Raw genomic sequence first — 23,965 nt, 5'->3', positions numbered from 1 at the left:
CATGCATGGCGCCGTCGCTGCCGCATCGCCGTCGCGCGCGCCAGCGCGGTTGGTCGGCGAAAAGCCGCTCTTGCGATTCATCACCTGCGGCTCGGTCGACGACGGCAAATCGACGCTGATTGGTCGTCTGCTGTACGACGCCGACCTTGCGCCCGACGACATTATCGCGGCGCTGGAGAGCGATTCGAAAAAGCACGGCACTCAGGGCGAAGAGCTGGATTTCGCTTTGCTCGTCGACGGGCTTGCGGCCGAGCGCGAACAAGGCATCACCATCGACGTCGCCTATCGCTATTTCGCGACCGACAAGCGCAAGTTCATCGTAGCCGACACGCCTGGCCACGAGCAATACACCCGCAACATGGCCGTCGGCGCCTCAACCGCGGAACTCGCCATTCTGCTTGTCGACGCGCGCAAGGGCATCCTGCCGCAAACGCGGCGTCACAGCGTCATCACCTCGATGTTCGGCGTCCGCCATGTCGTCGTCGCCGTCAACAAGATGGATCTCGTCGGCTACAGCGAAGAGGTGTTCCGCAAGATCGAAGCGGATTTTCATGCCTTCGCCGACCATCTTCGCTTCGCGTCCATTTACGTCGCGCCGCTCGTCGCCAAGGATGGCGATAATCTTGTCCACCCCAGCGCCAATATGCCTTGGCACGATGGGCCGCCGCTGCTCTCCTATCTTGAGGGCGTCGCGGTGGAGGACGCCACGCGGATCGCGCCCTTCCGCATGCCCGTGCAATGGGTGAATCGGCCCAATCTCGACTTCCGCGGGTTCTCTGGCTTCATTAGCGGCGGCAATATTCAGCCGGGCGACATCGTGCGCGTTCTGCCCTCGGGGCGCGACACGCGCGTCGCCAGGATCGTGACCTTTGACGGCGATCTCGATAGCGCCGTTTCCGGCCAGTCGGCGACCCTCACGCTCACCGAAGAGATAGACATTTCGCGCGGCGATCTTTTGTGTTCGCCGGTCTCGCCGGCGAAGACCGGGGATCGTCTTGAAGCGAGGCTGTTGTGGCTGGTGCGTGAGCCTCTTGTCGTCGGCAAGAGCTATCTCTTGAAGCTCGGGACGAAGACGGCGCCGGCCGCCGTGACCGCGGTCGATGCGCGCATCGACATCGAAACCGGCCTGCCACAGCCACTGCCCGAAGGGTCGACGCTCGCCTTCAACGAGATCGGCGGCGCGCGCCTGTCGCTCGAGACCGTGATCGCCTGCGATCCCTATGGAGAGAACCGCGAAACCGGCGGATTCATTCTCATCGACCGCATCACCAATGAAACGGTCGCGGTCGGCATGGTCAAAGCCGTCGCCGCATCGAACGGCCGCGTCGCGCCGCCGCTGACGGAGCTCAGCTACGCCTCAATGGAAGGACTGCCGCTGGCGCGGGAGTCGTTTCGACCGACCCCGACGCGCAGCCTGGTGAAGGCGCTCACCTGGCTCCTGCCGGCGAGCATATCGACCTTCCTGATCGTCTACGCTTTTGTTCAGAGCGCCGCACTCGCCGCCGAAATCACCGGCGTTGAAATGATCGCGATCTTCGCCCTCTATTATTTCCACGAACGGTTCTGGTCGCGACTAAATTTTGGACTTGCGACGGGTGAGGCGCAGGGAAGCGACGATCAGGCGATTTAAGCGCGTCAGTGGGCTTCGTCCCAATTGACGGCGGCGCGCGCATCGACTTTCAGCGGCACGGCGAGATGGACGGCGGGCGTGGGCGCCTGCTCCATGACGCGGCGCGCGAGTTCGATCGTCGCCTCGGCTTCATCGTTCGGCGCTTCGAACACAAGCTCGTCATGCACCTGCAGAAGCATCTGCGCCGAGAGACCGGCGCGTGCGAGCGCGTCATCCATCCGTATCATGGCGCGTCTGATGATGTCCGCGGCCGCGCCCTGGATCGGCGCGTTGATCGCCGCGCGCTCATAGAAGGCGCGGTCGGATGCATTGGCCGATGAGATGCCGGGGAAGTGGTAGATTCGGCCGAAAATCGTCGAGACTTCGCCTTTCTCGCGCACCGTCTTACGCGTTGAATCCATGTAGTCGCGAATGCCGGGAAAGCGTTCGAAATAGCGCTTGATGTAGGCGCTCGCCTCTTCGCGCGGAATGCTCAGCTGATTGGCGAGGCCGAAAGCGGAAATGCCGTAGATGATGCCGAAGTTGATCGCCTTGGCGCGGCGGCGCGTTTCGGGCGGCATGTCCTTGATGGGCACATTGAACATCTCGCTCGCCGTCATCGCGTGAATGTCGAGATTTTCGGCGAAGGCGCGTCTGAGCTGAGGAATGTCGGCGATATGGGCGAGCAGCCGCAACTCGATCTGCGAATAATCCGCCGAGATCAGCACATGGCCGGGCGCCGAGACAAAGGCCTTGCGGATTTTGCGGCCGGCTTCATTGCGCACGGGAATGTTCTGCAGATTGGGCTCGGATGAAGAGAGCCGTCCCGTCGTCGTGGCGGCGAGCGCATAGCTCGTGTGCACGCGACCGGTCTCGGCGTTGATATAGCCGGGCAGGGCGTCGGCGTAGGTGCTCTTGAGCTTGGAGAGCTGACGCCAATCGAGAATGCGGCGCGAAAAATCATTGCCGGCGACGGCGAGGTCTTCGAGAACGCTTGCGGAAGTCGACCAGGCGCCGGTCGCCGTTTTCTTCGCGCCGGGCAACCCCATCTTGCCGAAAAGTATGTCGCCCAATTGCTTGGGCGAGCCAAGGTTGAAACTCTCGCCGGCAAGTTCGAAGATCTCGGCCTCGAGTCGCGCCATGTCCTGCGCAAATTCGCCGGAGAGCCGCGACAAGGTCGCGCGCTCGACCATGACGCCCCTTCGCTCCATGCGCGCGAGCGTCGCGACCATCGGCCGCTCCAAGGTCTCGTAGACCGTGGTCATGCGCTCGGCCAAGAGCCGCGGCTTCAGCACGCGCCAAAGGCGCAGGGAAATGTCGGCCTGTTCCGCGGCGTATTCCGTCGCCGCTGTGAGCGCAGCGCGGGCAAAGCCGAGAAAATTGCGGCCCGCGCCGGCGACGGAGGCGAAGGTCAGAACGTCATGGCCGCAATAATTGCGCGCCAGCTCTTCGAGACGATGATCGCCACGTCCCGAGTCCAGCGCGTAGGACATGAGCATGGCGTCGTCGATCGGCGCGACGTCGATTCCGTAGCGCGAAAGAACCAGCAGATCATGCTTCATATTGTGTGCGATTTTGAGAATCGAGGCGTCCTCAAACAGCGGCTTCAATCGCGCGAGCGCCGCGTCGAGCGGGATCTGTCCCTCGACCAAATTGGCGCCGGAAAAAAGGTCAGCCGCGTCGCCGGAGCGATGCTGTAGCGGGATATAGCAGGCGCGTCCCGGCGCGGTCGCCAGCGAGACGCCGATGAGTTCGCAGCGCATCGGATCCGGCAAGGTCGTTTCGACATTGATTGCGACCAGTCCTGCGCCAGCGGCTTCCGTGATCCAATCATCCAGACGCTCGGCCGAGATGACCGTTTCATAAGTGGAGCGGTCGATCTTGACCGCCTTCGCTTCGGCGAGACGCGCGGCGACGAGGTTCGCGGGCGTGAGCGCGTCGCTTGTCGGCTTCTCCGCGCGCGGCGCTTCAGCAGCGGGCGCTGCGATCTCGGACAATTCGCCGTCGCGCCCGCGCCAGCCGGCCGCGCCCAAGAATCGGGGATCGGGTTCGATATCCTGCGCATGGACCCCATACAACTCGGCGACGCGGCGGGTGATCGTCGTGAACTCCATCGCCTGCAGAAAAGCGATGAGCTTCGTCGCATCAGGTTGATGAAGGCCAAGGTCTTCGAGCGGCGTGTCCAGAGGGACGTCGCGCACGAGCTCGCAGAGCTTCTGCGAAAGAAGGATGCGCGCGACCGCGTCCGGCTCGGTCAGCGCCTCGCGGCGCTTGGGCTGCTTGATGCCGGGCGCCTGGGCGAGCAGCGTTTCGAGATCGCCATATTCGTTGATGAGCTGAGCGGCGGTCTTGACGCCGATGCCTTTGGCGCCCGGCACATTGTCAGTGGAATCGCCTGCGAGCGCCTGCACGTCGACGACCTTGTCCGGCGTAACGCCGAAATAGTCGACGACCTCGGCTTCGCCGATGAGGCGTTCTTCGCGCGCGCCTTTCGTTCCCGCCGTCCCCGAGGCGGGGTCGTACATTCTGACGCCGGGACCGACGAGCTGCATCAGATCCTTGTCGGCCGAGACGATCAGCACGTCGGCGCCCTTGGCCTGCGCCTGCGTCGCATAGGTGGCGATGAGATCGTCGGCCTCGTAGACGTCCTGTTCGATGGGGGTGAGGCCGAAAGCGCGCACGACGGCGCGCATCAGCGGGAACTGCGGAATGAGATCGTCCGGCGGCTCGGTGCGGTGCGCCTTATAGTCGGGATAAAGGTCCTTTCGGAACGAATGCTCGCTCTTGTCGAAGATGATGGCGAGATGCGTGGGCTTCACGCCGGCCGCGCCTTCGCGCACGAACTGCAACAGCTTCGTGCAGAACAGCCGCACGGCGCCGGTCGGCAGCCGGTCGGAGCGATAGTTGTATTTCGCATCCTGTCGGATCGACTGAAAATAGGCGCGAAAGACGAAGGAGGAGCCGTCAACGAGGAAGATGTGGCTCCCAGGGCCGACGGGCTTATGTGTGAGGGTCATGCGCCCATCTTAGCGGCGCGCACGCGCCGCGTCATGACGCGGGGGCCCTAAAACCGCCCGTTTGACCCTCGCCGGCGCCAAGCCTAGAAGATCGCATGTCCCACAACAGTTTCGGCCATCTTTTCCGCGTGACCACTTTCGGCGAGAGCCACGGGCCGGCGCTCGGCGCGATCGTTGACGGCTGTCCGCCGAACATCCCGCTCGAAGCGCAGGAGATCCAGGGCTTTCTGGACAAGCGCAAGCCCGGACAGTCGCGCTTCACCACGCAGCGCCGCGAAGCGGATGAGGTAAAGATTCTTTCCGGCGTTTTTGCCGACCGCGACGGCCGACAGGTGACGACTGGCGCGCCGGTCGCGCTCGTGATCGAAAATACCGACCAGCGCTCGAAGGACTATGGAGAGATCGCCGATAAATATCGACCCGGCCACGCCGATTATGTCTACGACGCGAAATATGGCGTGCGGGACTATCGCGGCGGCGGGCGCTCCTCGGCGCGGGAAACCGCGGCGCGAGTCGCCGCCGGGGCTGTCGCGCGCAAGGTGATCGCCGGCGTGACGATTCGCGGCGCGCTGGTGCAGGTGGGTCCGCACAGAATCGACCGAGCGCGTTTCGATTGGGACGAGGTGGAGCGCAATCCGCTCTTTTGTCCCGACGCCCGCGCGGCGGAATTATGGGCTGATTATCTCGATGGCGTGCGCAAGGACGGCTCCTCCATCGGCGCGGTGATCGAGATTGTCGCGGAAGGCGTTCCGGTCGGTTGGGGCGCGCCGGTATACGGCAAGCTCGACGCCGATCTCGCCGCGGCGATGATGTCGATCAATGCGGTGAAGGGCGTAGAGATCGGCGCGGGCTTCGCTGCCGCCGAGCTGACCGGTGAAGACAACGCCGACGAAATGCGCGCCGGACAAAACGGACCGCAGTTTTTGTCCAATAACGCCGGCGGCGTGCTCGGCGGCATTTCGACAGGCCAGCCCATCGTCGTGCGCTTCGCGGTGAAGCCGACGTCGTCGATTCTGACGCCGCGCCGCACGATCGATCGCTTCGGCAAAGAGACAGACATCGTCACGAAGGGCCGTCACGATCCCTGCGTCGGCATTCGCGCCGTGCCGGTGGGCGAAGCGATGATGGCCTGCGTGCTCGCCGACCATTTCCTGCGCCATCGGGGGCAGGTGGGGTGACTATCGTTATCTTCCCACGCCCCGCAGGATTGTTCCAAACATCTCGAGCATCATTTGTTGCTGCTGCTGCTGAGATATGTGCTCCTGCTGACGTTGCTGTATCTCAATCTTCTGCTCATCGACCGCAATTCGGGCTCCTGAGTGGCCTAACTGTGCGGCGCGCTCAAGAAGCGCGTATTTGGCTGCAACAGGATTCTGAACAGGCAGATAACCTTTCTCGACCAGGTTGGAGAGCGTCACCATCGAATCTGGGTCATTTGCGGCGACCCCGGCCTTGAGCACGGAGATCGCAGTTTTCATGTCGTGCTTGCGCATGTAAATGCTTCCGAGATTGTCGAAGGCTGCGACATAATTTTTGCTCATCAATTGTCTATACAGAGGAATCGCTTTGTCAGGATCGTCGATTTCAAGCGCTCGCGCAAATTGGTATTTGTATCGTAGTTCGTCGGGAAATTTGTCCCGAGCGACACGACAGGCTTGCAGCGCTTCGGTCGCATGCGCTCTCAATTCATCATATCGAACGCCGGTAACTTCACCTGATCGATGGGGGTCCGAGGGATTCCCAGCGAGTTGATCACAAGTGACGCCTGCCTGCGCTTCTTGCCGTTCTCGCTCGACTAACGCTTGACGTTGACGCTCTTGGCGATCCGCTTGCAATTGAGCTTCTTGTTCTTGTCTTGAGCGTTCGGCCGCTTGGCGTGCTTCTGCCTCTTTCTTTTCGGCTCTCCACTTCGTGAGAATGGCGTTGTCAACGGGTTTAAGCTGTTCGCCTGTTTGCGGATGGAAACCGCCGTTGTCGTAAAATTCATAAACTCCATTGTTGTTGCGCCGGTACCAGCCCCGAGCCTCTCCTGTTGCAGGATCAAAGAAGACATAAGTCTCCGGGTCGATTTGCTTTGGCGGACTTTGGCGCTTCAGTAAAACCTGTCGGCGCTGCGCGCGTTGGAGTTTAAATTGTTCGACGGTATCTCGCGTTACCGGCAGTAGCTCTTCACCGGTTTCCGGATGGAAACCCATGAGATTGAAAATCTCAATGGTGCCTGATTTGGCTTTCCAGTACCAAACGATCGGTTCGCTTGTCCTGGGGTCGAAGAAATCGATTTCTTCGTCACCCAGGCGCTGTGGACGCTTTCCTTGAACATAACTCGTTAAGCTCTCTACCATTCTCGCTGTTGGCGTATGGCACTTGCGGCCAGTAAGCGGGTCCGCATCGACGGGTTCCAGCCAGCGAACGTCTCCTTCTAGCGTCAATACGTAGCACTTTATCGGATTGCCCTTGGGATCGAAAATGTGCGGGTTTGTTCCATAAGCCATTACGAGATAGTAGGTGAGCAGCAGCGATGTGATGCCGCCTAACGCGACGGCTTGACTCTTTTCCGAGGCTCCAAATTTGTCGGCAAAAAATTTTAAGGCCCCAAACTTATCGGCAAAAAAAAGCAGGACTAAAGAAACTACTATCGTAATTGCCTGCCCGAGGTACTTGTTTATGTTGAAAACTTCAATGACATCGTTAACGTAGTTTTTCGCGATATGCTCTGCTACATCGTCTCTAACCATGCGAAACACTAGTACTATAAGAACCGTTATTGCTAGTATAGCAAACGCCACCAAAAAATTGCGACGGTGGCTGGTTTCAGCCTTATTTTTTTTTACAACATCACTTTCTTTATCCATAGCCCACCTCAGTAATTTCCCGGTGGAAAGCCATCACACTATCAAATTCCTCAAATTTCGCAATTGAAGGGGAGTGCAACTCAAGTTGGTGAATGCTTGGTCTCTTCGGCAAGGAGACCGACATCGTCACCAAGGGCCGTCACGATCCCTGCGCCGTTCCGGTGGGCGAAGCGATGATGGCTTGCGTGCTCGCCGATCATTTCCTGCGCCATCGCGGGCAGGTGGGGTAAGGCGCAGTTGGAAGGGATGCAAAAGGCTCTCTTCGATCCTGAATCCGACCAAATCGGATTGAGAGCGAGCGATTGAAACGAGCGCGAAGCGGCGTCGCGCATGTGTTTGTCTTGCGTCGCTTCGTCGCACAGCGGTTTTTCGTCCCTTCGCTTGACCGCGCCCATGATTGAAACCTAACGTCGATGCTTGGAACCCGAGAGGCCACGGTGGATCCAATCTTCCAGCGAACAAATCAGCGCGCGCGCATTTTTGCGGCGCTCGTCGCCTTGCTTATGCTCGTGCAGACCACGAGCGCGGGCGCAGGCGCCGTTGCGCTGGGAGAAGGCGTCGCTTTCGGTACGGTCTGCGCGCCGCAGGATGTGGTGAACGGCGAACCGCCGCTTTTCCCGAATGAACGCCACCGCCATGGACTCTGTTGCGTTTTTCACAATGGCGCGTTGGACGTTCCTCCTTCCAAGCCAGTTGTTTCGATCGCTCTGATTTTTCCCACTGAGGCTCATTCGCCTCGGCCGGACACGTCCAGTCAGGCGCCGCGCATCGAGCCACGGCGTGCGCCACAATCTCCACGAGCTCCTCCCCGACAGGGCTGACGTTTTTCTCGCGCTGAAATTTCAACGCAGCCGCCATCCTTGCGATGGCGATGCAAGCGAGCGCGTTCGCGACGAATCTTTCAACGGATCCTGCCGCCACGGCTGCGAGAGCAGACGCGGCGACTGCCGAGCGCGCGCGCATCAAAACCATTCGATGGGGCTTTCATGCCCCGCGTAACCAGTCTTTTGGAGATGACTTATGAGCATGACAAAAACAGAGGCTCGTTCCGCCGCCCAAAGCGCTGAACGAATTATCGACACCAGGCCCGTTCTTATTGGCGTTCCGGCCTTGATGCTGTTCGTGGCTATCCTGCGCCTCTACGAACAACTTTTCGCCTGGAGATTTGGTCTCGATTCCTTCTCCCCCGAGTTTCAGCTCTATTGGATGGGCCTGTTGCAGTTTGCGATTCTCGCGTCGTGCTTGGGCGCGGTCGGCCTTGTCGGCTTTCTGTGGCGCACGCGCGATCGCGATCTCGCGAAGTTAGGAGCCGCAGCCGAAATGCGACGGCTCGTTTATCTCGTCCAGTGGCTGCTCGTTTTCTCGCTGGCCCTGTTTTGGGGCTTAAGCTTCTTTTCGGAGCAGACGGCTGTCTGGCACATGACCGCCGTGCGCGACACGGATTTCACGCCGAGCAATATCATCACATTCTATATTGCTTATCCGCTCTTTGCGATCATCGGTCTCGGCGCGTTCTTCTATGCGAAAACGCGTCTGCCGACTTTCGCGAAGGGATATTCTCTCGCCTTCGTGGTTCTTGTCGTTGGCGTCTTCATGACGATCCCGAATGTGGGATTCAATGAATGGGGTCACACGTTCTGGGCGATGGACGAAGGCTTTGCAGGTCCGCTGCACTGGGGCTTCGTCTTTTTCGGCTGGATGTCGCTGGCGACTTTCGGCGTCGTGCTGCTGATCCTTGGCCGTCTTCGCGAACTCCTCGGCGCGGATGCGCTAGAGCAGCTCTATCGACGTTAAGTTCGCCCGGCGCTTCAGCCGCATATTGCGAAGCCGGCGCCGCTCGTTGGAGCGGCGCCGGTTGCATTCTCAGGTTCGGCGCATGTGCGGAGGCCGACGCGTCCATGCGGCCGACATCTGCCTCACGGCAATGCGTGCTGCATCAGAACGGCCGGGAATGAGACCTCCGAGCCGAGAGGGATATCTGCCCCCGCTAGGGTTTTGAAGCCTAACGCCTTGTAAAAATTTTCGGCGGCGAATGTTGAGCAACAATGAAGTTCGCTTACGTCTCGCGCCTTGGCCTCCATGCAGCACCGATTCATAATCGAACGCGCGACGCCCAAGCGAGTCCAGTCGGGATGGGTGGCGAAATGTCGGATATGCGCTTCCCCTCGGACGATCTTTGCAGTTCCTGGACGCTCGAGCGACCAGCCGCCACACCCGATGAGTTCGCCGTGGCTGCTCTGCGCGACGTAAAAGGCGCCAGAGGCGAGGAGTGTCGGATTGGCCTTTGTCATGAAAGGCAAGGCTCGCTCGAGCAGCCCCTTTTCGTAATGCGACGCCAACAGAGTTGAATAGCTCGCCGCCAGAAGGGCGCTCACCGCGTCTGCGTCAGAGGGAGCGGACAGCCTTACGATGTAGGTCACTGTCGCGGCCTTTGCGCCACGAGCGGCGGAGCGCCGCTACGCCGCGAGATCGGCGACCACCGCATCGAGCACCGGGAAGCCTTCTGAGCTGACGCGCAGCCTGTTGTCGCGAGTGAATTCGACCAGCCCGTCGCCGATAAGCTCGCTGATGCGCGACTGCGACAGGCGTTTGCCGGTCAGCAGGAAATAGCGCTGCGGATCGACGCCTTCGCGCAGCCGCAGCCCCATCAGCAGGAATTCGTCGCCTTCCTGCTCGGAAGAGAGCAATTCGTCCTCGATGATGCCGTGGCCTTCGGTCTCGACGCAGGTCAGCCACATCTCGGGATGCCGCTCGGTGGACTGGGCGCGCCGCCCGCGCGGCGTGACCACCCGCCCATGCGCGCCGGGACCGACGCCGACATATTCGCCGTAGCGCCAATAGACCAGATTGTGCCGGCACTCGGCGCCGGGCCGCGCATGATTGGAGACTTCGTAAGCCGGCAGGCCGGCGCGGGCGGTGACTTCCTGCGTCACGTCCCAGAGCGCGCGCTGCGTTTCGACGTCGGGCAACGCCATCTTGCCGGTGTTGACCATGCGCTCGAACATCGTGTCCGGCTCGATCGTCAGCTGATAGAGCGAGACATGCTCGGGCGAACGGGTGAGCGCCAGCTCCAGCTCTTTTCGCCAGGCGGCGGGCGTCTGGCCCGTGCGGCCGTAGATCAGATCAAACGATGTCCGCTCAAAGACCGAGTTGGCGACGTCGAGCGCCATCAGGGCTTCCGCGACCGAGTGCTGCCGCCCGAGGGCGCGCAGGTCGATGTCGTTCAGGGCCTGCACGCCGAGCGAGACGCGGTTGACGCCTGCGGCTTTGAAGCCCTTGAAACGCGAGGCCTCGACGCTTGTCGGATTGGCTTCGAGCGTGATCTCGCAGTCCTTGGCGAGGGGCCAGTGGCTCGAGATTTGAGATAGAATGGCTTGAGCGGTCGAAGGCGCCATCAACGACGGCGTGCCGCCGCCAAAGAAGATCGAGCGGACTTCGCGCCCGGGCGTCAGGGCGGCGCGATGCGCAAGCTCCGCGCTGAAGGCCTCGACGAAGCGATCCTCGTCGACGTCGCCGCGCCGCACGTGGCTGTTGAAGTCGCAATAGGGGCATTTCGACAGGCAAAACGGCCAATGGACATAAACGCCAAAGCCTGGGTCGAAAGCGTTGCGAATCGGTGTCGCCATGGTTCTTTATCGCACGGAACGGCGGGAAGGGCACGGCGATGGGCGCTGGCATTGGAAAAGGCTGGGGCGTTTGCGTATCCCTCCCCTTGGCGGGGAGGGTGGCCCCACGAAGCGGGGACGGGTGGGGTAAAATTTTGCTCGAAGACGTGAGGTCCCCCACCCGGCGATCCCGCAGCCAAGTTTACGCAGGCTGCGTAAACTTGCCTGCGATCGCCGACCTCCCCGCAAGGGGGAGGTATGTCGCGCCAAACATTGGAGCCGTGTGAGATTGTATGATGGCGCTTTGGGAGGTCTTGCGGTTCTGGCGGAGGAAGCCGGCGGTTCAACAGCCGGACCCAGCGATGCTGGCGATCGGCGAGGCGATCTCCCGCAATCTCGCGGCCCTCGGCCTCTTCGTCGATTCGCGGCTATACGGGCGCCGCTTCTTTGAAATCAAAGCCTCGACCTCCTCGAAATTGATCACCACGCCCGACGGGACGGAGGCGTCCGGGATTGCGCTTCTGCTCGCCGGCGCATATGAGCCGCCATCGCTGGTTTTCGAACAGATCAACTCTTTGCAGCGCGGCTTGGGGCGGGCCATGGTGGAGGCCGTCATCGCGGGGGTAAGGGAGCATCCCGGCGCGTTCCGGCGGCTGCGCGTCAACGATCTCTCGCCGCGCTTGCCGGACGGGCGGCGATGGTGGGAGCATGTCGCCGCGGCGCATCCGGAGTTCGATTGGGTGATCACGCATGAGGAGCCGTTCGGAAGTGCGCCTAGGACGTGAGCGGCGGGGTTTTGACGCGCTGTCCGTTCTCCGCTCAAGGCTTGCCGCACGGCGCAAGAGGGGCGCCGAACCGGCGCCCGTGCAGACGGTGAGCGAGATCGAAAACGCGCCCGATTTTTTAAGGAAGCGGCGAACGCTCGCGGCGCTCGTGGCGGAGTTCGGCTACGACGTCAGCAAAGTGATCCTCAGCCTACAGAAGACGACGTTCAACTATCTCGGCCAAAGCTTCACTTCGGAGGGACAGTCTTTTCCCGACGGCCGCATTGAAATCTATTACGACCCGAACATGAGCGACGCGCGCCTCGGTTGCTGCCTTGCGCATGAACTGCAGCATGTGCGCTATTTCGCGGTGCGTCACGCCTATCGCGCGGAGACGGCGGACGGTCCCTTGCATCGACGCTTCGCCGAATATGCGCCGGAACTGCTCGCGTCGCAGCGCGGGGTTTCCAACTATTCAAACGAACATTGGGACGCCTGGAAAGGCGATGCGCCGCCGAAGCTTTTCTCTCTTGAGTTGGAGGAGGGGGACAGCGAACCCATCAACGAGACGATCGCGGAGGTCGCCAAGGCGCTCTACAATTGGGGGCCGGACGTGCGCATCAATGCGCTGTGGAAAGAGCTGCACGACGCGATTAATGAAGAATATGCGGCGCTTCGAAGCGCATAGAGCGCTCCTTCACGGCTTGCGTTCACGTTCGAGCAGCTCGCGTTTGCGCTCCACTCCCCAATAGTAGCCGGAAAGCGCGCCGTCGCTGCGCACGACGCGATGGCAGGGAACCGCGAGCGACACCGGATTGGCCGCGCAGGCGCCCGCGACCGCGCGCGTCGCCGTCGGCGCGCCGATGCGTTTCGCGATCTCGGCGTAGCTTGCCGTTTCTCCTGCCGGAATGTCGCGCAGCGCAGCCCAGACGCGCTGCTGAAAGGCCGTGCCGCGCATGTCGAGCGGCAGATCGAAAGATGATTGCGGCCGCTCCACCATGCCCACCGCCGCGGCGACATAGCGTTCGAACGACTCATCGCCGCCGATGAGGTTCGCGCGCGGAAATCGATGTTGCAGATCGCGCAGCAGATCTTCGGGGTGGTCGCCAAGTGAAATGGCGCAAACGCCCTTCGCACTGGCCGCGACGAGCACCGCGCCCAGAGACGACTGGCCGATGGCGAAGCGGATTGTTTCGCGCGGCGCCCCGGCGCGATAGGCGGTGGGCGTCATGCCCAATGTGTCCTGCGCCGTCGCGTAGAAGCGCGCGCTTGAATTATAGCCAGAATCATAGATCGCCTTTGTCACGGTGCGGCTCTCTTTGAGTTCCTCGCTCAGGCGCATGCGCCGGTGCGCCTGAGCATAGGCTTTGGGCGTCACTCCCGCTATTTGCGAAAACAATCGGTGGAAATGATAGGGGCTCAGTCCGATCGTGCGCGCCAGCTGCGCAAGCGCCGGGGGCGCTTCCGCCGCTTCGATCATCCGGCAGGCGCGGGCGATCTTCTCCGCGTCCCGCTCTTGCTGAGATGGCTCATCCGGGCGGCAGCGACGGCACGGACGAAAACCTTGAGCTTCAGCTTCGGCGGCTGTGGCGCAAAAACGCACATTGGCGCGCTTCGCCGGCCGCGACGGGCAGGAGGGCCGGCAATAGACGCCTGTCGTTTCAACGCAATAGTAGAACTCGCCGTCGCGGCGCGCATCGCGCGCGACAACCGCCGCCCAGCGCGTCTCGTCGAGGTCGAGCGCATTTGCCTGCGTCGTGTCGTTCGTCTGCATGCCGCGCATCATCGAACTTTTGCGCCCACCGCCGCAATGCGTTTCTTGCTGTCAAATCCAAATTGGCTGAAAGTCCGTTGGGCGATCCTATGCTGTATCTTGAAGCGACGGGCCGGACTGGAGATGGCGCGAATAATTTACGAAGCCGCCTTTACGCGCCGAGCGGCACTCGCCGGCGCCGGCGCATGTCTCGCCTTCGGCGCGCGCGCTGAAACAGCCTCGACCCTGCTCGTCACACATCCTGCTGCGCTGGCGCATGACATGGGACCGACGTATGTCGAGCGGCCGGAGCGCGTTCGGGCCATTCTGCGCGCGCTTGACGATGACGCGCGCTTCGCAGGCCTCATGCGCGCCGAGGCGCCTTTGGCGGCGCAGGAAGCTTTGCTGCGCGCGCATAGTTTTGAACACCTCGCGCGTCTCGCGAAATTGGCGCCTTCACAGGGATATGCGCGCATCGGTCCGGACGTCGCCATGAACGACGCCACGCATGAAGCGGCGTTGCGCGCAGCCGGAGGCGCGCTCGCGGCCGTCGATGCGGTGATGCGCGGCGACGCCAAGAACGCTTTCGTCGCCATGCGGCCGCCGGGCCATCATGCGACTCGCGATGCGCCGATGGGCTTTTGCTTTTTCAATAACGCCGCCGTAGCGGCGCTGCATGCGCGTATGGCGCATGGCGCCCCGCGCGTCGCCATCGTCGATTTTGACGTGCATCACGGCAATGGCGTCCAGGAGATTTTCTGGAGCGATCGAAACGTGCTTTACGCGTCGACGCATCAGATGCCGCTCTATCCCGGCACGGGCGCAGTCAGCGAAATCGGCGCGCATGACACGATCGTCAACGCGCCGCTCGCAAAGGGCGATGGCGGCGCGCAATTCCGAGAGGCGCTGGCCTCTCGTATTCTGCCGCGTGTCGAGGCGTTTTCGCCCGATCTCGTCATTCTTTGCGCCGGCTTCGATGCGCATCTCCACGATCCGCTCGGCGGATTGCGTTTCGTTGCAGAGGACTTCCGAGACGTCACGCTTCGCGTGATGGAGATCGCCGCGCGCCGCTGCAAGGGACGCATCGTCTCACTGCTCGAGGGCGGCTATCGACCTGAAGATCTCGCGCGTAGCGCTGCGGCGCATGTCGGCGCATTGATGGAAGCGTGAATCGGTTTGCGGTTTGTCATTCCCGGCGGACCGTAGGTCCGACCGGGAATCCAGAACGACTTCCAAAATGCTTGTTGCGACTCTGGATTCCCGATCGCTTCGCCTTAACCGAAGCGTCGGGAATGACATTCGGATCACCCAAGGCGCGCCGCCAGCCTGCTCCACAAGGCGTTCTCCGCCTGAAAGATATAATCGAGCCGCGCGCTGGTGACGCTTTTGGCGCCTCGGGCGATCAGCCAATCGGCGAACCCCGCGACCTTTTTCGCCGGACAGGAGAAGGTCGCTGACTCTTCGTCCATGTCGCGCAATCCGGCGCCGAAGTTCGCTTCCGCTTCTCGCAGGATATGTTCGCTCAGCGTAGGCAGGCTCGCGCGCACATCGCGCGTCGTGCGCGCTTCTTCTTCCGCGGCGATGCGGGAGAGAATGACGCGCGCCGCTTCGCGCGCCGCATTGTTCCACGGCGCCGTCAGCGAGGCGACGAGATTGGCCTGCGAGCGCAGAATGACGCCGTCCTCGATGATCTTCAGCGCATTCGCTGCGAGCGTCGCGCCTGTCGTCGTGATGTCGACGATGAGATCGGCGGAGCCTGCGGCGGGCGCGCCTTCGGTGGCGCCGGAGCTTTCCACAATGCGGTAGTCCGATACGTCATGAGCGGCAAAGAAGCGCCGCGTCGTATTGATGTATTTCGTCGCGACCCGCAGCCCGCGGCCGTGGCGTGCGCGAAATCCATCGGCGACGTCGGCGAGATCGCTCATATAGCGCACGTCGATCCAGGCCTGCGGCACCGCGACGACGACATTCGCGGCGCCAAAGCCGAGCGGGGCGAGAAGCTCCACTTTGTTGTTGGCGTCGGCGATCTCCTCGCGCACCAGATCTTCTCCGGTGACGCCGAGATGGGCTTCGCCCAAGGCCAGACGGCGCGTAATCTCGGAAGCGGAGAGATAGGCGACTTCCGCGCCTTCGACGCCGGCGACGGCGCCGCGATAGTCGCGCGCGCCGCGGCCTTGCGTCAGCTCCAGACCGGCGCGCGCGAAGAAGGCGGCGGCGTTCTCCTGCAGCCGGCCCTTTGAAGGGGAGGCGATGATGAGTTTTTGCGCGGGCGCCATCATGCTTCTCTCGCGCTCGGGGAAAGACGGTCGATCCAGATCGCGGCGCCGACCGCCGGTATGTCCGACGCCGCGCCCAGCGTTTTGAGCAGTCGGTCGTAGCGTCCGCCGCCGATCACCGGCGCGCCGTCGCTGGAGTGGCGGGCCTCGAAAACGAAGCCCGTGTAATAGTCGAGATGACGCGCAAAGCTTGCCGAAAAGCGGATCTCGTGAACCGTGAGGCCGCGCGCGCTAATGGCCTCAGCGCGCGCGTCAAACGCGTCCAGCGCGGCGGAGAGGTCAAGCTGCGCGTCGGCGGTCAGCCGGCGCATGGCTGCGGAAGCTGACGCGGGCGCGCCTTCGATGGCGAAAAAAGTCTCCGCCAGCGCGCGCGTCTCGTTGGAAACGCCCGCGCCTTCGGCGAGCGTGGCTTGATCGAGAAAGCGTTCGGCGATTTCAGCCGCGCTGCGGCCGCCGACGGCCGTGATGCCGGCGATGGACAGCAAGTCCTCGACAAGACGGCGCGCATCGGACGGGTCGACTTTGGTCAGCGCCGCCAATACGCCCGATTGTTCCGATCCGCCATTGCGTTCGGGCGACGCAAAAATATCAGACAGCCTTTGGCCGCGCGCGTGCCCGGCCGCCAGACGCCGGCGCCAGACCGGGGGCATCTCGAGCCGTTCGAGGAACGCGGCGACGAGCCCGGCGTCGCCGGTCAGAACCTTGAGCGCCGTCGCGCCAGCCGCCGCCGCGGCGTCGAGTGAAGCGGCGAGAATTTCGGCGTCCGCGGCTTCGCGGTCCTGGCGGCCGAAGCTCTCCAGCCCCGCCTGAAGAAACTCGCCGTCGCCGGTCGCGCCATGTTCAGGGGCGCGAAAGATCGAGCCGCCGTAAGCATATGCGGCCGGATCGCCCGCCCGGGCGGAGGCGAGATAATCGAGGCAGACCGGAATCGTATATTCCGGCCGCAGGCAAAATTCAGCGCCAGAGCCATCGCTCGTCAGATAGAGTCTTCCGCGGAAATCCTCGCCCGAGCGGTCGAGAAAGACGCCCGCCGGCTGCAGGAGACGGGGCTCGCAGCGCGCGAATCCCTCGCGCGCGAAATGCGCGAGGATGGCCGCAAGGCTCGTAGCTTCTCGTTCTGCGGAAGTGGCGGTGACGGCGTTCAAGCGCAAATCCCTCGAATTTGCGCTCTCTTTAGCAATTGCGCCGCGCGCGCGCACCCCTGCTCCGGGCGAAAGGTGAACGCCGTAAGGCAAAGGCCGCGGTCCGGAGCCTTGCATCCCGAGCGCTCGTCTGCCAAATAAGGGGCCGGGAGGTTGGCGGTGGACGCTTCACTCGCCAACCGGGTCAGGTCCGGAAGGAAGCAGCCCTAACGAGCTTGGGCGGGTCTTCGTTCAGCCTCCCACCTTCTTCGGCGAGCAGCGAATGGCGTAGCGCAATATACTGCGCTGTTCGTCGCTCGTCTGCCGCCGGATGGATGCAGATGGACCACGAGCACGATCCGCCGAGGCCATCGCTGGCGCCTGACGAGGGGCCTTCGCTATTTGGTGCCGATCAGGCGCCGCCGTCGGCCTATCGCGTGCTGGCGCGCAAATATCGACCGACCACCTTCGTAGACCTGATCGGCCAAGAGCCGATGGTGCGTACGCTCGAAAACGCGTTCGATCTCAGCCGAATTCATCAGGCCTATTTGCTGACCGGCGTGCGCGGCGTCGGCAAGACGACGACTGCGCGCATTCTCGCGCGCGCGTTCAACTATGAACTGCCGGCGGGAGACGGGCGGCCCGCGATCAATCAGCCGACGATTCATATGGAGGAGCTCGGCGTCCACTGTCAGGCGATCATCGACTCGCGCCATGTCGACGTGCTCGAAATGGACGCCGCCTCGCACACGGGCATCGACGACATCCGAGAGATCATCGACAACGCCCGTTACCGCCCGGTCATGGCGCGGACCAAAGTCTACATCATCGACGAAGTGCACATGCTCTCGAAGGCCGCGTTCAACGGTCTGCTGAAGACGCTCGAAGAGCCGCCCGAGCATGTGAAGTTCATCTTCGCGACGACCGAAATCGACAAGGTGCCGGTGACGGTGCGTTCGCGCTGCCAGCGCTTTGATCTGCGCCGCATCGACGCCGGTCTGCTCGCCAATCATCTATTTGGCGTCTGCAAGGCCGAGGGCGTCGCCATCGAGCCGGATGCGCTCGCCATGATCGCGCGCGCCGCGGAAGGCTCGGCCCGCGATGCGTTGTCCTTGCTCGATCAGGCGATCGCCTATGGCGCGGCGCACTCTGCGGGCGGCGCGATCGCCGCCGAGGATCTGCGGCTGATGCTCGGCGTCGCCGACAAGGCGCGAATCATCGATCTTTTCGAAGCGGCGATGTCGGGCGATATCGCCAAGGCGATCGCCATTCTCGAAGATCAATACAACGGCGGCGCCGATCCGGCGCAGGTGCTGCTCGAACTCGCCGAATTCACGCATCTCGCGACGCGCCTGAAGCTTGCGCCGGAGACCGCCCATTCGGCGGCGCTGACGCCCGAAGAGAAACGCCGCGGCGAAGACGCGGCGGCGCGCCTTTCCATTCCCACGCTCACGCGCGCCTGGCAGATTTTGATGAAAGGCGTCGATGAATTGCGCGGGTCGCAGCGACCGTTAGCGGCCGCCGACATGGTGCTGGTCAGGCTCGCTTACGCCGCCGACATGCCGACGCCGGCGGAGGCGCTGCGGCGCCTGGGTTTGGGCGAGAGCGCATCGAGCGCCGACTCCGGGGCGCCCTCGACACGAAGCGCAGGGCCTGCCGGCGGCGGCGCTGCGCCGCGGGCGGTCGGAGGCGGCCAGGCGCTCGCGCCCGCGCTGCGTTCCGCCGCGCCTCAGCCCTCGGCAGCGCCGGCGCCAAGATCTGCGACGCCGGAGCCAGGAATCATAATCGAAAACTTCGACGCGCTTGTCGCGCTTGCCGCGCAGAAACGTGACATGCGCCTCAAGATCGGGCTCGAATCCGAAGTGCGGCTGGTGCGATTTGAGCAGGGCCGGATCGAGTTTGAACTCGCGCCCGGCGGCGCGCGTGAACTGGCGTCGACTTTGATGCAGAGGCTTCAAGCTTGGACCGGCGAGCGCTGGATGGTGTCGGTCGTGGCCTCGGGCGGCGCGCCGACGCTCAAGGAACAGCGCGATGTCGAAGAGCGCCAACGCCGCTCCTCGCTTGAATCAGATCCGCTCGTCGCGAGCGTGCTCGCGCGTTTTCCCGGCGCGCAGATCGTCGCCGTGCGGGGCAGGGACGAGGGCGCAGGGTCCGCAGAAACGCTCTATGATGACGCGACGCCAATCGAGGAAGACGACGGAGACGCGCAATGATGGACTTCATGGGCCTGATGAAGCAGGCGCAGCAGATGCAGGCCAAAATGGCCGAAGCGCAGCTGGAGCTCGAACAGATCGTCGTCGAAGGCGAGGCGGGCGGCGGCATGGTGAGGGTCGCGCTCACCGCGAAAGGTGGGATGAAAAGCATCTCCATCGACCCGAGTCTGCTGACGCCCGACGAGAAGGAAATTCTTCAAGACCTGATCCTCACGGCCCACATGCAGGCGCGCGCCAAAGCCGAGGAAGCCATGGCTGAAAAAATGAAAGCGCTCACCGGCGGGCTGCCGTTGCCGCCGGGCTTCAAACTGCCGTTTTGATGCGTATTGCTGCAATCCCGCGTCATGGCCGGCCTTGAGCCGGCCATCCACGTGATGACGTCGCTCAAGCTTCCAATGATACGTAGCATTCTGACGTGGATGCCCGCGACAAGCGCGGGCATGACGCGAAACCACATGAGGCGTTGATCCGGCTATGGCGGAAAAGGTGGCCGGTCCCGAGATCGAAAAACTCGTGCAGCTCCTGGCCAAATTGCCGGGGCTTGGTCCGCGGTCGGCGCGGCGCGCCGCGCTGCATCTCATCCGCAAACGCGAAGAACTGCTGGCGCCGCTCGCCGAAGCGATGCGCGTCGCGCAGGAGCGCATCGTCGTTTGCTCGGTCTGCGGAAATATCGATACGAGCGATCCGTGTACGATCTGCCGCGACGCGCGCCGCGACGGGTCGATCCTGGTTGTCGTCGAGACGGTCGCCGACCTATGGGCGCTGGAGCGGGCAGGGCTGCTCAACGCGCGCTATCACGTGCTCGGCGGCGTGCTGTCGCCGCTTGACGGCGTCGGCCCGGACGATCTCGCCATCGCCAGCCTCGTCGCACGTGTGCGCGGAGAGGAGACTCGCGAAGTCGTGCTTGCAGTCAATGCAACGGTCGATGGACAGACGACCGCGCATTACATCGCCGATGTGCTGTCGCCGTCCGGCGTGAAGGTGACGCGTCTCGCCCACGGCGTGCCGGTCGGCGGCGAACTCGACTATCTCGATGAGGGAACGCTAGCGGCGGCGCTGGAGCGGCGCACGGCGTTCTAGAGGGCGTTTTTGAGAGCCGTCAGGGCTGGCTTGACACCGCCATCCAGCGCAGGAAGCGATTACTTCGCTGCGGTTTTCGACGTGATGATCTTTTCCCAGTCCTCGACGCCGATCTCGCCGGTGTATTTGTCGCCATTGACGAAGAAGGTCGGCGTCGAGTTGACGCCGAATTTCTCGGCGGCGCGATTACGCACCTTATTGACGTTCTCGTAAAGCGTCTGATCCTTTAGGACGGCCTCGAACTTCTCCTGGCCGATTCCAGCCTGTTTCAAGACATTGGCCAAGCCGTCGAGCGGCTTGTCGGAAAAGGCCCAGTTCTTCTGCTGCGAGAACAGAAGATCGACCGTCGCGTCACGCTTGTCGCCGAGTTCGCGCGCCAGCATGAAAGCGGCCGTCGCGAGCGGATCGAGCGGGAACTCGCGCAGAATGAACTTCGCCTTGCCGGTGTCGATATAGTTCTTCTTCAGCTCCGGATACACGTCGTGATGGAACGCCGCGCAGTGGCTGCACGTCATCGAAGCATATTCGACGATCGTCACGGGAGCGTCCGCCGCGCCTTCCACCACGTCCGGCAGAGCGTTCGGCGCCATCAGCTCGTCAATTGCGACCTTGCCCGAAGCAGACTTTTCGGCAAGGGCGGGCATTGCGGCGAGGAGCGCGCAGGCGGCGCCGACAAGGAAACCACGACGGGGCATAATAAAAGCGAAGGGCATGTTCGGTCCGTAACTGTTGCGACGCCAAAGACCATATCGTCTTCGACAATTGTGGCAAATCAAATCTGGCGAGGAGAATGTGGAGCCGCTAACCGGGCGCTACAGCCCGTGTTTCGGCCGAATGAACCAGTAAAGCACGCCGATAAAAGCGAGCACGACGCCGAACCAGAAAACGACGTCGCCGAGCATCAGGTCCCGCATGGTGTAGCTTAGAACGCTGACCAGCAAGCCGCCGATCGCTATCCAGAGGGGACGCTGACCACGTTCCTTCTCCGCCGGCCGCTTCTTCGATAGCCCGGACACGTGCCTCTCCTTCTGCGTTCCCTCGGCGCGGCCGCCTTTCAGCTTGCTTGCAAGTGATGACGGCGCTTTTGTGCGAGAGCAGGTTCCGAAAAAGTTGACAGACTTTTTCGATGAGAACCTGCTCCAACATTTTGATTTTGAGCGATTCCTTATCGATCACATGAATCCATGCGATCGGAAGCGCTCCAGAGTTTCCGATTGCGGTCCCACAGTCAAGAACGGGCATAAAAAAACAGCCGCTCGACGCGGCTGTCTTTTTCACATTGCTGCGCGTCGAGGTTAGCGCGAATAGAACTCGATGACGAGGTTCGGCTCCATCTGCACCGGATAGGGCACCTCCGTCGCATGCGGCACCCGGACGAGTTTCGCGGTCATCTTGGAGTGGTCGACGTCGTAATATTCCGGCGCGTCGCGCTCGGCGAGCTGAACCGCCTCGAGCACGGTCACGGCCTGTTTCGAGGCTTCCTTCACCTCGATCACGTCGCCGACCTTCACCTGATAGGACGGAATGTTGACGCGCTTGCCGTTGACGCGGATGTGGCCGTGATTGACGAATTGGCGCGCGGCGAAAACCGTCGGAACGAATTTCGCGCGATAGACGATGGCGTCAAGGCGCCGCTCCAAAAGGCCGATTAGATTGTCGCCCGAGTCGCCCTTCAACCGGATCGCTTCCGCATAATATTTGCGAAACTGCTTTTCAGAGATATTGCCGTAATAGCCCTTGAGCTTCTGCTTGGCTTTGAGCTGCGTGCCATAGTCGGAGAGCTTGCCCTTGCGCCGCTGTCCGTGCTGGCCGGGACCATATTCGCGGCGGTTGACCGGGCTCTTCGGCCGGCCCCAGATGTTCTGGCCCAGGCGGCGGTCGAGCTTATATTTTGATTCTGCGCGCTTCGTCACTTTGACTCTCGTCCTCTCATGGTCGCGTTAGTGGCGTGCGAGAGGCGAAAGACGGAATGCGTCCGGAGCGTTGCGCTCGGACGTCGTCCAGATTCGCGTCTCTCGCCGCCCCCGGCCAGCGCCGGGGCTTCAAGAACGCGCCCTCCTCTGCCGTCAACCGGCCGACAGGCGTTTGCAGCAAACGCCACGGGTGCTGGCCTGGCGCGAACGGGCCGCGTCAGGCTCGTGGGGAGCTAAAGGAAAGCGCCCCTGAAGTCAAGATTTCTGGAGAAAAGCCGAGTTACGGCCACCAGAACGGGAAACCCTCGTCGTAAGGGACGATCATGCTGGCGTTGTAGGGCGGCCGCTGCGGAAGCGTCTCCTGCATATACCAGCTGCGCTGGTTGCGCTCGATCGGATCGTGATTGAGGTAGGTCTGCTGAACCATGTAGCGGTTGGTGCTGCCGACCGGCACCTGGGTGCCGGGATCGAGCCAGCTGCGGCGCTGGATGTCGATCGGACCGCGGCCGCAACACGCATCGCCCGAGGCGACGCGATAGCGGGACTTGGCGAGCGCATCGCCCGCCGCGAACAACACCAGACAGGCGAGCCCCGCCGACAGCACTTTATTCCTGCGCATCACGATCCCCTTTCGGACTAACGCCGTATCTCATAATAGCGGATCGTTTTGCAAAAGCGAATTAAAGCGGGGTTTTCCCGGCAGCAATCCGCCGTCAGGGTGAATGCGGAACGTCTAGCGCGTGATCTGTGCGCCTTGGCGCGATGGCCTCGCATGCGCGCGGCGCGCGCCCTGCGCAGGACGCGCGGCGTTCTTTTGCGCTGGGATGGTCGCGGTCAGGTCGTCGCGCGAGATGTTGCCGCAGCCAATGGCGCGCGTCGACGCCGCTTGCGCGAAGAAGTCGTTCAGCGCCGGATTATCCGGACTCGCCGTGTAGTTGATGCGGTCCAGCAGGCAGCCGAGCGCGACCCGATCGATCGGTTTCGCCGATTCGCCGCATGCCAGTCCGGCGATTTCGAGAGCGAGCTTGCCATCGATGAAACGCGCCGCGAGGCAGCTGCGCTCGCTCGCGGCGACGCCCACGGATGCGGTTTGCGAGAGCCGTATTTCGGCCGTCTCAAATGCCCCGAATTTGGTGATGAGCGCGCTCGGCTGGCCGATCTTCGCGACGTTAAGGCCGGCTTGGGCGGCGTGTCGGGTCATGTCGAGGAAGAAGTCGGACGTCTTTTCCTTGTCGATGATATCCTGATGAATATCGACGCGCATGAATGGCGCGCCCATTGCGAATTGCCCGACGGCGATCGTGTCGATACGGCCGGAGCCGTTCTCGCTGTCGCGCACGGCGATCGTTTTTTTCTCCCGGTCGAATTCCGGCGCGGCGATGTCGAATGCGCTGAAGGGTTTCGCCATCAGCGCCGAGGCCTCGATGGCTTCGACGGAAACCTTGGTGGAAATCTTGCGCGAGGGCGCGACAGTGACGCGCGGTTGCTCGACGTTCGCCGCGACTTTCGGTTCTGGGATCTGAGGTCCGCGCGGAAGAAGGACGAGTGCGGCGAAGAGAATGATCGTCGCCCCGACGCCCATTCCGATCGCTGCCCGAACGCCCGCCGGGCGGGCGCGCAGCGGCTGCGCATAACGCCTGTAGTTGGGGTCGACTTCGGCAACGCTCATGGGACGCGACTCCGGCGGCCCGCGGCGGCCGCGGGCGGAAAACACGCCGACTTTGCCCAGTCGTTTCAGAAGTTAGCGTTAACGGCTCTGCGC

At 62.6% G+C, this 23,965-nt stretch carries 22 protein-coding genes, 1 other RNA gene and 1 pseudogene; 11 read left to right on the top strand and 13 right to left on the bottom strand.

Annotated features, from left to right (window positions below):
• The first annotated feature begins 1 nt into the window (after window position 1).
• Window positions 2-1,630, top strand: a complete 1,629-nt coding sequence (cysN, locus tag ACPS74_RS04990; protein WP_029648241.1) for a sulfate adenylyltransferase subunit CysN — start codon at window positions 2-4, stop codon at window positions 1,628-1,630.
• A 5-nt stretch (window positions 1,631-1,635) separates the two neighbouring features.
• Here the strand turns inward: cysN and polA are convergent, their stop codons facing one another.
• Window positions 1,636-4,626 (bottom strand): DNA polymerase I, encoded by a 2,991-nt coding sequence (gene polA / locus ACPS74_RS04985; RefSeq protein WP_029648240.1) that lies wholly within the window; start codon window positions 4,624-4,626, stop codon window positions 1,636-1,638.
• 95 nt (window positions 4,627-4,721) lie between these two features.
• Here polA and aroC point away from each other — a divergent pair, with 95 nt between their 5' ends.
• Window positions 4,722-5,804, top strand: a complete 1,083-nt coding sequence (aroC, locus tag ACPS74_RS04980; RefSeq protein ID WP_029648239.1) for a chorismate synthase — start codon at window positions 4,722-4,724, stop codon at window positions 5,802-5,804.
• A 6-nt stretch (window positions 5,805-5,810) separates the two neighbouring features.
• Here aroC and ACPS74_RS04975 read toward each other — a convergent pair whose 3' ends face one another.
• Window positions 5,811-7,478, bottom strand: a complete 1,668-nt coding sequence (locus tag ACPS74_RS04975) for a hypothetical protein (RefSeq protein WP_157055185.1) — start codon at window positions 7,476-7,478, stop codon at window positions 5,811-5,813.
• Between the two features lie 107 nt (window positions 7,479-7,585).
• On the opposite strand from ACPS74_RS04975, the pseudogene ACPS74_RS04970 reads away from it, so the two are divergent.
• Window positions 7,586-7,708: pseudogene (locus tag ACPS74_RS04970) on the top strand (chorismate synthase); the annotation flags it as partial.
• Window positions 7,709-7,882: 174 nt separating this feature from the next.
• On the opposite strand, the gene ACPS74_RS04965 reads toward ACPS74_RS04970, so the two are convergent.
• Window positions 7,883-8,116, bottom strand: a complete 234-nt coding sequence (locus ACPS74_RS04965) for a hypothetical protein (RefSeq protein ID WP_029648237.1) — start codon at window positions 8,114-8,116, stop codon at window positions 7,883-7,885.
• Window positions 8,117-8,498: 382 nt separating this feature from the next.
• Between ACPS74_RS04965 and ACPS74_RS04960 the strand changes: the two genes are divergently transcribed.
• On the top strand, window positions 8,499-9,272 hold the full coding sequence (locus ACPS74_RS04960; RefSeq protein ID WP_029648235.1) for a methane monooxygenase/ammonia monooxygenase subunit C: 774 nt from the start codon (window positions 8,499-8,501) through the stop codon (window positions 9,270-9,272).
• 122 nt (window positions 9,273-9,394) lie between these two features.
• Here the strand turns inward: ACPS74_RS04960 and ACPS74_RS04955 are convergent, their stop codons facing one another.
• Complete coding sequence (locus tag ACPS74_RS04955) at window positions 9,395-9,898, bottom strand: GNAT family N-acetyltransferase (RefSeq protein ID WP_029648234.1); 504 nt, start codon at window positions 9,896-9,898, stop codon at window positions 9,395-9,397.
• A gap of 36 nt (window positions 9,899-9,934) precedes the next feature.
• On the bottom strand, window positions 9,935-11,104 hold the full coding sequence (hemW, locus tag ACPS74_RS04950; protein WP_029648233.1) for a radical SAM family heme chaperone HemW: 1,170 nt from the start codon (window positions 11,102-11,104) through the stop codon (window positions 9,935-9,937).
• Window positions 11,105-11,376: 272 nt separating this feature from the next.
• Between hemW and ACPS74_RS04945 the strand changes: the two genes are divergently transcribed.
• Window positions 11,377-11,868 (top strand): hypothetical protein, encoded by a 492-nt coding sequence (locus ACPS74_RS04945; protein ID WP_239754191.1) that lies wholly within the window; start codon window positions 11,377-11,379, stop codon window positions 11,866-11,868.
• Window positions 11,852-12,535, top strand: a complete 684-nt coding sequence (locus ACPS74_RS04940) for a hypothetical protein (RefSeq protein ID WP_244471394.1) — start codon at window positions 11,852-11,854, stop codon at window positions 12,533-12,535. Before ACPS74_RS04945 ends, ACPS74_RS04940 begins: the two co-directional genes overlap by 17 nt.
• Window positions 12,536-12,544: 9 nt before the next feature.
• Here the strand turns inward: ACPS74_RS04940 and ada are convergent, their stop codons facing one another.
• Entirely contained in the window at window positions 12,545-13,621 is a 1,077-nt protein-coding gene (ada, locus tag ACPS74_RS04935; protein ID WP_029648230.1) for a bifunctional DNA-binding transcriptional regulator/O6-methylguanine-DNA methyltransferase Ada, read from the bottom strand.
• Between the two features lie 123 nt (window positions 13,622-13,744).
• Between ada and ACPS74_RS04930 the strand changes: the two genes are divergently transcribed.
• The gene (locus ACPS74_RS04930; protein ID WP_029648229.1) at window positions 13,745-14,770 is read left to right on the top strand and encodes a histone deacetylase family protein; all 1,026 of its coding nucleotides are present in this window, start codon (window positions 13,745-13,747) and stop codon (window positions 14,768-14,770) included.
• 134 nt (window positions 14,771-14,904) lie between these two features.
• Here the strand turns inward: ACPS74_RS04930 and hisG are convergent, their stop codons facing one another.
• Entirely contained in the window at window positions 14,905-15,876 is a 972-nt protein-coding gene (hisG, locus tag ACPS74_RS04925) for an ATP phosphoribosyltransferase (protein ID WP_029648228.1), read from the bottom strand.
• Window positions 15,876-17,027, bottom strand: a complete 1,152-nt coding sequence (locus ACPS74_RS04920) for an ATP phosphoribosyltransferase regulatory subunit (protein WP_029648227.1) — start codon at window positions 17,025-17,027, stop codon at window positions 15,876-15,878. The genes hisG and ACPS74_RS04920 overlap by 1 nt, the downstream gene beginning before the upstream one ends.
• A gap of 138 nt (window positions 17,028-17,165) precedes the next feature.
• On the opposite strand from ACPS74_RS04920, the gene ffs reads away from it, so the two are divergent.
• From ffs to recR, 4 genes are all read left to right on the top strand, one after another.
• An RNA gene (ffs, locus tag ACPS74_RS04915) (signal recognition particle sRNA small type) lies at window positions 17,166-17,262 on the top strand.
• Window positions 17,263-17,338: 76 nt separating this feature from the next.
• On the top strand, window positions 17,339-19,210 hold the full coding sequence (locus tag ACPS74_RS04910) for a DNA polymerase III subunit gamma/tau (RefSeq protein WP_425622388.1): 1,872 nt from the start codon (window positions 17,339-17,341) through the stop codon (window positions 19,208-19,210).
• Window positions 19,207-19,530 (top strand): YbaB/EbfC family nucleoid-associated protein, encoded by a 324-nt coding sequence (locus tag ACPS74_RS04905; RefSeq protein WP_029651824.1) that lies wholly within the window; start codon window positions 19,207-19,209, stop codon window positions 19,528-19,530. Before ACPS74_RS04910 ends, ACPS74_RS04905 begins: the two co-directional genes overlap by 4 nt.
• Before the next feature lie 154 nt (window positions 19,531-19,684).
• Window positions 19,685-20,290: a recombination mediator RecR gene (gene recR / locus ACPS74_RS04900; RefSeq protein ID WP_018408890.1), complete on the top strand. Its 606-nt coding sequence runs from the start codon at window positions 19,685-19,687 to the stop codon at window positions 20,288-20,290.
• Between the two features lie 59 nt (window positions 20,291-20,349).
• Here recR and ACPS74_RS04895 read toward each other — a convergent pair whose 3' ends face one another.
• The 5 genes from ACPS74_RS04895 to ACPS74_RS04875 all read right to left on the bottom strand — a co-directional run bounded on the left by ACPS74_RS04895 (window position 20,350) and on the right by ACPS74_RS04875 (window position 23,872).
• Window positions 20,350-21,003: a DsbA family protein gene (locus ACPS74_RS04895; RefSeq protein WP_029651823.1), complete on the bottom strand. Its 654-nt coding sequence runs from the start codon at window positions 21,001-21,003 to the stop codon at window positions 20,350-20,352.
• 99 nt (window positions 21,004-21,102) lie between these two features.
• Window positions 21,103-21,306 carry a hypothetical protein gene (locus tag ACPS74_RS04890; RefSeq protein ID WP_018408888.1) on the bottom strand — a complete coding sequence of 68 codons (204 nt, stop codon included), beginning with the start codon at window positions 21,304-21,306 and terminating at the stop codon, window positions 21,103-21,105.
• A 279-nt stretch (window positions 21,307-21,585) separates the two neighbouring features.
• Window positions 21,586-22,203, bottom strand: a complete 618-nt coding sequence (gene rpsD, locus ACPS74_RS04885; protein ID WP_029650358.1) for a 30S ribosomal protein S4 — start codon at window positions 22,201-22,203, stop codon at window positions 21,586-21,588.
• Window positions 22,204-22,483: 280 nt separating this feature from the next.
• Window positions 22,484-22,822, bottom strand: coding sequence for a hypothetical protein (locus ACPS74_RS04880; RefSeq protein WP_029650357.1), 339 nt, complete (start codon window positions 22,820-22,822; stop codon window positions 22,484-22,486).
• A gap of 114 nt (window positions 22,823-22,936) precedes the next feature.
• Window positions 22,937-23,872: a hypothetical protein gene (locus ACPS74_RS04875; protein ID WP_029650355.1), complete on the bottom strand. Its 936-nt coding sequence runs from the start codon at window positions 23,870-23,872 to the stop codon at window positions 22,937-22,939.
• Window positions 23,873-23,965: the final 93 nt, after the last annotated feature.

Source organism: Methylocystis sp. SB2 (assembly GCF_049817085.1).
GTDB lineage: Bacteria > Pseudomonadota > Alphaproteobacteria > Rhizobiales > Beijerinckiaceae > Methylocystis > Methylocystis rosea.
The sequence above is the reverse complement of the archived record's forward strand: the minus strand, read 5'-3'. Positions and strand labels throughout refer to the sequence as shown.